The sequence below is a fragment of the Pedomonas sp. V897 genome, from assembly GCF_051304405.1.
Classification (GTDB): domain Bacteria; phylum Pseudomonadota; class Alphaproteobacteria; order Sphingomonadales; family Sphingomonadaceae; genus Pedomonas.
This window is the reverse complement of sequence record NZ_JBPPGG010000012.1, coordinates 1-7708: the sequence shown is the minus strand read 5'-3', so window position 1 is coordinate 7708 and position 7708 is coordinate 1. Positions and strand designations below refer to the sequence as shown.

Sequence of the window (7708 nt, the reverse complement as noted above, 5' to 3'; positions counted from 1 at the left end):
GCGAGGGGGCGTCCGTAGTGGTCGCGGCGCTCCCACTCGCAGATCACGCGCTTGCCCTTGGTCAGGCGGTCAGTCATCGGCTGCCTCCACCTCCATGGAGTCAATTTCCGCCTCGTCGCCATACTCGGCAGCGAAGAGCTCTTCGGCCTTGCTTTCGGCCTCTTCCTCGCTCCCGGCTTCCACGGTGTAGGTCTCGGAGCCGGTCTTGTAGATGCTGTACCGGACAGTCACCTCGAAAGCCCGCGGCTCACCGTTCTCGAACCGACCCCAGTTCTTGTCGTAGTGCTGGCGCAGCGCATTGATGCTTTGAGGGAACGGCATGGCCGCGATTTCGTGAAGGGTTGGTCTCTCCATGATGGTCATCCCACCATGCCCAGCGCGGCGAGGTAGGTCTCCAGCAGGGCCTCGGCCTCTTGGCGCTTGTGCTTCGCCATGCCGCGCAGCTTGATGACCTGCTTCATGATCTCCACGTCAAACCCATGGTCCTTGGCCTCGACGAACACCTCCTCGATGTCCTGCATGAGGCCTTTTTTCTCCTCTTCCAGCCGCTCCACGCGCTCGATCAGCTTGCGGAGCACGTCGGCTGCAATAACTTCGGCCATGCGCATCTCCTGCGGTGGGGTGCCGGTGGGGCCTCAGGGGAGGGGAGCCCCACCGGCGGGGGCAACTGTTGCGGCGCCGGGTCTGACCTCCCCACACGCCCGTCCCGGCACCGCGCTTGGGGAGGGAGATCGGGCGTGGGAAGGGGTTAGCCGCCGGGGTCGGTGGCCTCCGGGGCGGCGGGGAGCTCGTCAATCCACATTCCGAATGGCTCCAGGTGCGGCTTTACGTGCTTCATGCGTTCGAGGGACTGTCGGTCCAGCGCCAGCGCGTAGGTTCCGGCAGCGGCCTCCTGCTCATGTACGCGACGGGATAGGCGCTCGATGCGTTTAGCGATTGCGCCGGCGCCGAGCCTGTACGCACGCTCCCGCGCCTCGCTCTCTGTCAGGCCGCACCATATCTGCGCACCATCGGGTTGCACCGGGGAGTTGACCAGATTGCGCCGGTAGATTGTTTGGCCCATCTGCGAGGCCGCGAGCGTCATTTTCGGGCCGCGCGTCCATGTCACCGTGCATTTGACAAATTCCACCCGATGCGGCGCGGCGGGCAGCGGACGGACGTAGTAAACCCGCTGGCCCTTCACAAATCGATCCAGCCGGTCCTTGGTCAGGGTGAGATGCGGTGACGTGGACATGTCAAAAACTGTCATGGTAGGGGCGGCCGGCCAGGTACGCGCACCGGCCGCCAGGGGAGAGACGGGGTGGATCACTCGGTCATGCCAAGCGCGGCCATGTAGGTTTCGAGCAGCGCCTCGGCCTCCTGTCGTTTGTGCTTCTCCATGCGGCGCAGCTTGATGACCTGACGCATGGCCTTCACGTCGAACCCTTGCGCCTTCGCCTCGGCGAACACCTCGCGGATGTCCTCGGCGATATCCTTCTTTTCGCCCTCAAGCCGCTCCACGCGCTCGATCAGCTGGCGCAACAGGTCGGCGGCAATCACTTCACTCATCGTTTTCTCCTGGTATCGTGCCCCGGGGCGCCGGTGGGGCCGGGTGGACGGTGACAAAGCCGTCGTCCTCGACCTCACCGGCGGCGGGGGGCAGGGGATCGGCGGGTGTCATTTCACCCGCCTCAAGCGTCGCGGTGGCTCCGGGGAGATCAGTCCCAGCTTCTCGGCACGGGCAATGGCGTCGGCCTCGGTATAGCCCGCACCGAGCAGCAGCGGCGTCCAGGTGCCGCCCTCATGCCGAACCGGGCCGCAGCGGGTGGCCACATGCCACATCTCGCGGAAGTAGCGCACGATCATGGGTGGTTCCCTCCGCTCAAGAGGAGGTAGCCGACCATGCCGGCCAGCAGGATAATGCCCGCCGAGAGGCCCACCATGCCGACGATCTCGGCAAACACGGCGTAGGCGGGGAGGGGCGCCGGGCGGCTGGAATAGTGGGTGGGGCGGTTCATCGGTTACCCTCCATTGAGGGCTGATGCGCTGGCTGGATTGTCTGAGCGTATCTCATGGCGTCCCCCATCTGCTCTGCCGCGTCTTCGGCCCGGAGGCGATCAGCGGCTGATGGGGATTAGGCTAAATGCGGGATGTATCCCTCGTCAAGATAAAAATGCGGGATTTGTCCCGCGCGCGGTTTAGGGTGTGGCCTGTAATAAAAAAACCGCCCGAAGGCGGCTGGGGAGTGGGCAAAATATGCGACGGAAACGCGCGTCATCCGTCAACTGACGGTTGACATGCTATTGCGAGAATCGCAACATGAGTGGCGATGGAAATCGAGAGTATCCGGCATAAGGCGTTGCGGCGTTTCGTTGAGAGCGGTGTCCCGCGTGGCCTGGATGCGCAGGTGGCCGATCGTTTGAGGAAGATGATCGCCTATCTGGACGCGCTGAGTTCGGTAGACGAACTCAGCGTTCCACCAAACTGGGATGCGCACCAGCTAAAGGGAGGCCGGGCCGGAACATGGAGCCTGACGGTTACCAGGAACTGGCGGCTGACGTTCCGCATCGACCCTGACGCCGGAAAAATCTTCGATATGGATTTGGAGGACTACCACTGATGGCTATCAAGGTTGCCTTGACCGTTCACCCCGGCGAGTTCCTCCGCACCGAGGTTGTGGAGCCTGCCAGCCTGTCTGTAAGCGCTCTGGCTCGCCATTTGGGCGTGTCCAAGGAGGCGGTGAGCAAGCTGCTGAGTGGGAAGAACGGCCTTTCGGCCGATATGGCCATTCGCTTCGAGAAGCTGTTTGGTCTGAAGGCGGAGACGCTGCTGCGGATGCAGGCGGCGTACGCCTTGGCGCAGGCCCGCACGCACGAGGATGACATTCACGTCCAGCCTCTGCCGCGGGCGGCGTAGAGCAAAAAGAAAGCCGCCCGAAGGCGGCTGGATGGGAGTTAATTGGAAAGCCGTCGCAACTTACTTGGATCCTCCAACTTGGATATCTTTCCTTGCAACGCGCGACGGAAAATGTCCGGGTAGCTATTCGGCTGCTTGGAGCTGTTCAGTTTCCCCTTCAACTGAGTCGGATTGGCTATCCTGGTTTCCTTCGTCAGCGTCATCGCTTTCTGTTTCATTATCATTGTTTAGCCCGTTCATCATCCAAACGATTGGCTCATGCTCTCGTGGATCCTTAGCCAAAAGGCCGAGATGATCAACAAGTTCCTTAAGAGTGCCCTCAAGTGGGTCTACGCTGTTAAACAGCCAGCCAGCTTCTTCCCTATCTATGAGGAACGAATGCGATGGGTAGCCATTAAGCAGCATATCTAGCTGGTTTTGTCCTTTTAGGTTGCGAGCCTTCAAGTCCAAGCGGATTGCATAGCTTTCTCCAATCTTCTGAGATCTCGCATCTTCGCCAAGGCGTATTGGATCAATCTGTTCGAAAATGGGGGCCATTAGGCCGATAGTCATTTTTGAAGCGAGGTCGGCCGCAGTCTTAAATGTGACGCTGCCGCCAGACCTGGCTTTGATTTGCATCATAAACTTTTCGAACATCTCGAATGATGTTCTCTGAAGGCTTTCGAAAGCAGCTTCTGCAACTAGGCCGGAGTTGCGATTGCCAATTTCGTCTTTTTCAACAACTTGGACATCTAACGGTCCCAGCTGTCCCTCTTCTCCGAATATCAACTTATGTGCGCCGATGGCGAACAGTGTGCCTGCGCTTTTGCACCACCCAGAAATGCATACTGTGAATTGGTCGTAGTAATCCTGTAGTATGCGTGCTGATGAATAGGCGCAGTCGGCGATCCCGCCTGAAGTAACCAAGATGACGATAACATTTGGATATGCGGGTCTTTCTTTGGGCAGTTGTTTCCTTAGCCTGTCATCTAGGCCCGGCTCCATAGGTGAGTTGATCAGTATAATGTCTGACTGCAATTGTTCGGCGACGGTATCGGCGAGCCTTAGTAACGGGTTGTCGTGACGCTTGGTGACGCCTTCAGCCATTGAGCCCCCCTTCATTAAGAACGCAGACCTTATATAACTAATCCGTAACGATTTTCCTAATCCACCAGGACGATAGGTTGCGCCCAAAGAGAGGCTGCGTCACGAAGGAGGCATGTTGGGGTTGCGCGTGAAATCGTGCCCGCAGAAGCGGCAAACGTTTGCCTCTTTCCGGACGACCTCGGCACACTTTGGGCATTTCTTGCTTTTGCCGCTCTCGATTGCACGTTGCTCCAGCTCGCGAACGTTGGGGCTGGTCAATAAAACATGGATGAAGGCTATCGGGGTGAGGAATAGTGCGTAAATAAACCACAGTGGCGCAACTTTTCCCTTCTTATCCGCAACGTATGTGACGATCCCGACGATAATAAACAGAATTAACAGCCATCCTACAGTAATGGTCCCCACTTGTTTCCTCCCCCTACTTTCTTGCCGTAATCACCGCACTAAACTTGAAACTTTCTCTGGCGGTAATGTGGGCGGGTTATTCTCTGCGCAGCCTATCGGCGACGAAACACGGACTGATATGCGCCGACCACGATTCCGATGACTTCGATGGAGGTGTCCCCAAAGTGGTCGCCATCGGGGCGCCCGATATGGATGGGCTCCTGGAACTCTGGCCGGGTGGAGTGCGCAACAAGCGAAAAGGTCCCGTCTTCGTTCTGCACCAGTTCCTTGCACGTCGTCTCGTACAAGCCGCCGTTCTGGCGCCGGACAATGACGAAATCGCCGGGCATGGGGACTACTATGCCATTGTAAACGTTCAGGCAGTCGAGAACCGTTCCCGGCGGGAACTTCTTGTCCATGGAGAAGCCTTCGACCACGAGGGCGAAGCGGCCACGAGATGGTAAAGGGGACGGGCCAGCGGTGATCGTATACCGCTCTTCGGGGTCCCATTCCGATTGTTCACGCCAAACGCCTGCCGCCACCGCGCCAACCACCTCTACCGTAAGCGGAGCTGAGACCTCCGGGGCGTCAATAAAGGTCGAGAGCGGTATCCCCAAGGCATCAGCAAGGCCGATAAGATTTTGAAGTTCCGGGTTCTTGCTGCGCCCGGAGATGATATCGCGCACGCCGTCGGGCCCCATGCCGGCAGCGAGAGACAGTTTTCGCCTGCTCCACGGCTTGCCTGGACCGGTGGCCTCGATGAGCGCCTTCTTGAGCGCAGCTATGTTTACTTTGCCCGTTGGATTCATAGGCGCAACTATGCAGATGCGGGAGGTTTCCCGCAATTTAGGGATATATCCCTCATTGATTGTTGACGTGCGGGATGTATCCCGCGATAATCCGGTGTCATGAAACATGATCGCTCCCTCTTGTCCGATATTCAGACGTTTCTGAACCGCTACGGCATGGCTGAGAGCACATTTGGCCGGGCCGCAGTTAACGACTGGAAGCTTGTAAGCTCACTCCGCTCGGGTCGCCGGGTCTGGCCTGAGACTGAGGCGAAGATCCGTCAGTTTATGCAGCAATACCGCCGCAAGCAGGGAATGGTCCGGCCTCAGCGCTCCGTCGCGGAGGCTGCCCGATGAACGCGCACGCAACTCAGGAACTGGTCGGTCGTGAGGCGCTGATGCGCTCGCTGTCATCGCTTGCGCCAGCCCTTTGGCAGTTTGAGCTGGCTGAACGCGTGACGTGCGACTTCGGAAGCCTGGTGGAAAAGCGCCTGCCTGTACTCTGCTTCGACGGCGTCCCACTGTTCCGGTTCAAAATTACAGTCCGCGCCGCACGCGGGGCAGGGATCGAGGGTTTTCGTGTCGAGCCTGCCGACGGGCTGGAAAAACTCGTGGGCGCAATTCTCACAAATGACCGTGAATCCCGGTTTCCCGTGGTTTGGCATGATGGTTGGCCTTTCGTTGCTGGTTGTGACTCCGCAACGATAGCCGGAGGGGCGGGGGCGTCCAACTCCCGCCCCGACGGTGACGGAGGTGCCGCATGATCGGCGTCCTCGATTTCCGCGTCTGTCAGGAAACAGTTCGTGCCGCCCGCGCGTCGTTCGCCGCTCTGTCGAGCGTGCTGTCGAACGTGGCGCTGTCTGACGCTTTGGCGGATCGCCTGCGGGCGCTGGCGCCGGGCGGGCAGGTAGCGGCGGGCCTGATGCGCGTCGCCTACGAGCCGTTCAAGCATGGAGCTGTCGCCATCATCGAGGCGCGGCTGACGCCCGGTGATCTCTACCTCGATTTCGTTGCCTCCCTGATCAGCGAATGCCCGGGCCTCCAGGTTCGGCACGATCACGGCTGGCCGGTGCTTCTCCAGAATCCGCTGGCGGCTCGGGCTGCTGACGCGAGTGCCGCCGCCCTGACGCCTGCTCAGCAAGATGGAGTCCGCGGAATTGTCGCGGACGCCATCCGGGCCTGCGTCGGCCAAGACTACGCTGATTACTGGCTTACCGGAAGCGTCCCGCGCCAGCGTCTGAAAGCTGATGCCGAAGTCGCCGAAGCATGTCGGGCTGGAGCGAATAGCTCTCAGCAACCTCTCTCGACATCCGCTCCCACAGCTGTTGGCGCTGAGAGGCGGTGATGATGTTTGCATCCTGCATTTCCCAAAGCAGGCCCGACAGCATCCATACAGGCGCTGAGCTAATGGAGTGCAGTTGCGCCTTAAGCGCCTCCATTTGCTCTTCAAGCTCCGTGATCCGCTCGCTTGGTGTGCGCAAATCTCTTTCCTTTCGTGGACTGTTTCGCACCAGCCACGATAGCGCGGCGGGGGTGCAAATAAACCCCCGCCGCATCCCATCACCCAAGTCGCGTTTCGCGCCGCTGCGTTCGTAGCGCGCGCGTGGGCCGGGGCGGCTTGTGTCCCCCTCAGTCGTCTCGGCCCGAAGTTCCTGTCCATGAGGGGGATTGTGAGTGTGCAGGGGGACTGCTGCCATGACAAAACTTCCTGGCCTTTCCGACGACGATGTAAAGGGCCGCTTTTCGACAATGTTGCGCCTCTATGTCGGCCACGGCCGTCATATCCGCTTCGAGGACCTGGCGTCGGCGACGGGCGACGAGGCTCGTTGCCTCCGGAGCTACGTCGAGAGCGACCCGCCGATGATCCCGCTTGCTCGCGCCCTGCGCGTGCTGGCGGTTCTCCCTCCCGACGCGCTCAACATGCTGCTGGCCCCGCTCGGGTACTACGCCAAGCCGCTCGAGGCAGAGGGGACCTGCATTGCCCAGGCGGTGAGCAGCGCCGCGCAATTTGTGGCGGAGGGTGCGGAGGCGCTGGCTGATGGAACCATTGATCACCGTGAGAGGGCGCGGTTGGCTGAAAAGGCTGCTGCGCTGGCGCCGACACTGAGCGCGATTGCCGCAATGGGGAGGGCACAGTGATGCCGGTCTCCCTGCACGGGCTCGCCCTGATCTGCAGCGGTCTGGTCGTGATCCTGACCGCGCTGTGCCTGCGTCTCTACGCCCAGCTGGTGGCCGAGCGCCGCCGCAACGCCTGCACAAACCCGCCGCCGATGTGCGGCTACACGCTGGTGCGCCGGTTCGGCCGCGTCTGGGTCAAGGAGGTGCGGCTGTGGTGAAGGCGTGGTCCAGGCAATCTGCCGCCGCCGCCTTCTTCGGCGGCGTCGAGCGCAAGAGCAAATACGGCAACCGGAAGACGCCCTGCGGCGCTGGCCACATGCACGACAGCAAGAAGGAGGCGCTGCGCTGCAATGAGCTGCGCCTGCTCGAGCGGGCCGGGCGGATCCAGCGCCTTGAGCAACAGCCCGAGTTCCCCATCACGATCAACGGGGAGCTGG

The 7708-nt window shown here is 60.6% G+C and carries 16 protein-coding genes; 7 read left to right on the top strand and 9 right to left on the bottom strand.

What is annotated here, in order from left to right:
* Nucleotides 1-69 precede the first annotated feature (69 nt).
* From ACSJJU_RS14835 to ACSJJU_RS14810, 6 genes are all read right to left on the bottom strand, one after another.
* The gene (locus tag ACSJJU_RS14835; protein WP_435913025.1) at nt 70-354 is read right to left on the bottom strand and encodes a hypothetical protein; all 285 of its coding nucleotides are present in this window, start codon (nt 352-354) and stop codon (nt 70-72) included.
* Between the two features lie 5 nt (nt 355-359).
* The gene (locus tag ACSJJU_RS14830; protein ID WP_435913024.1) at nt 360-602 is read right to left on the bottom strand and encodes a DUF2312 domain-containing protein; all 243 of its coding nucleotides are present in this window, start codon (nt 600-602) and stop codon (nt 360-362) included.
* A gap of 146 nt (nt 603-748) precedes the next feature.
* A complete protein-coding gene (locus ACSJJU_RS14825; RefSeq protein ID WP_435913023.1) occupies nt 749-1234 on the bottom strand; it encodes a hypothetical protein in 486 nt (161 codons plus the stop codon).
* A 71-nt stretch (nt 1235-1305) separates the two neighbouring features.
* Nucleotides 1306-1548, bottom strand: a complete 243-nt coding sequence (locus tag ACSJJU_RS14820; RefSeq protein ID WP_435913022.1) for a DUF2312 domain-containing protein — start codon at nt 1546-1548, stop codon at nt 1306-1308.
* Nucleotides 1549-1656: 108 nt separating this feature from the next.
* A complete protein-coding gene (locus tag ACSJJU_RS14815) occupies nt 1657-1845 on the bottom strand; it encodes a hypothetical protein (RefSeq protein WP_435916343.1) in 189 nt (62 codons plus the stop codon).
* Nucleotides 1842-1997, bottom strand: coding sequence for a hypothetical protein (locus ACSJJU_RS14810; protein WP_435916342.1), 156 nt, complete (start codon nt 1995-1997; stop codon nt 1842-1844). The genes ACSJJU_RS14815 and ACSJJU_RS14810 overlap by 4 nt, the downstream gene beginning before the upstream one ends.
* A gap of 311 nt (nt 1998-2308) precedes the next feature.
* On the opposite strand from ACSJJU_RS14810, the gene ACSJJU_RS14805 reads away from it, so the two are divergent.
* Nucleotides 2309-2599, top strand: a complete 291-nt coding sequence (locus ACSJJU_RS14805) for a type II toxin-antitoxin system RelE/ParE family toxin (protein ID WP_435916341.1) — start codon at nt 2309-2311, stop codon at nt 2597-2599.
* Nucleotides 2599-2895 carry a HigA family addiction module antitoxin gene (locus ACSJJU_RS14800; RefSeq protein ID WP_435916340.1) on the top strand — a complete coding sequence of 99 codons (297 nt, stop codon included), beginning with the start codon at nt 2599-2601 and terminating at the stop codon, nt 2893-2895. Before ACSJJU_RS14805 ends, ACSJJU_RS14800 begins: the two co-directional genes overlap by 1 nt.
* A gap of 123 nt (nt 2896-3018) precedes the next feature.
* Here ACSJJU_RS14800 and ACSJJU_RS14795 read toward each other — a convergent pair whose 3' ends face one another.
* The 3 genes from ACSJJU_RS14795 to ACSJJU_RS14785 form a co-directional block, all read right to left on the bottom strand.
* Nucleotides 3019-3981: a hypothetical protein gene (locus tag ACSJJU_RS14795; RefSeq protein ID WP_435916339.1), complete on the bottom strand. Its 963-nt coding sequence runs from the start codon at nt 3979-3981 to the stop codon at nt 3019-3021.
* 99 nt (nt 3982-4080) lie between these two features.
* Nucleotides 4081-4386, bottom strand: a complete 306-nt coding sequence (locus ACSJJU_RS14790) for a zinc ribbon domain-containing protein (RefSeq protein ID WP_435916338.1) — start codon at nt 4384-4386, stop codon at nt 4081-4083.
* 92 nt (nt 4387-4478) lie between these two features.
* The gene (locus ACSJJU_RS14785) at nt 4479-5282 is read right to left on the bottom strand and encodes a LexA family protein (protein ID WP_435916337.1); all 804 of its coding nucleotides are present in this window, start codon (nt 5280-5282) and stop codon (nt 4479-4481) included.
* Nucleotides 5283-5506: 224 nt separating this feature from the next.
* On the opposite strand from ACSJJU_RS14785, the gene ACSJJU_RS14780 reads away from it, so the two are divergent.
* The 5 genes from ACSJJU_RS14780 to ACSJJU_RS14760 all read left to right on the top strand — a co-directional run.
* Nucleotides 5507-5917, top strand: coding sequence for a hypothetical protein (locus tag ACSJJU_RS14780; protein ID WP_435916336.1), 411 nt, complete (start codon nt 5507-5509; stop codon nt 5915-5917).
* Entirely contained in the window at nt 5914-6498 is a 585-nt protein-coding gene (locus tag ACSJJU_RS14775; RefSeq protein ID WP_435916335.1) for a hypothetical protein, read from the top strand. The genes ACSJJU_RS14780 and ACSJJU_RS14775 overlap by 4 nt, the downstream gene beginning before the upstream one ends.
* A 350-nt stretch (nt 6499-6848) precedes the next feature.
* Nucleotides 6849-7292 (top strand): hypothetical protein, encoded by a 444-nt coding sequence (locus tag ACSJJU_RS14770; RefSeq protein ID WP_435916334.1) that lies wholly within the window; start codon nt 6849-6851, stop codon nt 7290-7292.
* Nucleotides 7292-7489 carry a hypothetical protein gene (locus ACSJJU_RS14765; protein WP_435916333.1) on the top strand — a complete coding sequence of 66 codons (198 nt, stop codon included), beginning with the start codon at nt 7292-7294 and terminating at the stop codon, nt 7487-7489. Before ACSJJU_RS14770 ends, ACSJJU_RS14765 begins: the two co-directional genes overlap by 1 nt.
* On the top strand, nt 7483-7708 hold a 226-nt coding region (locus tag ACSJJU_RS14760; RefSeq protein WP_435916332.1), incomplete at its 3' end, for a DUF1064 domain-containing protein. The genes ACSJJU_RS14765 and ACSJJU_RS14760, both read left to right, overlap by 7 nt.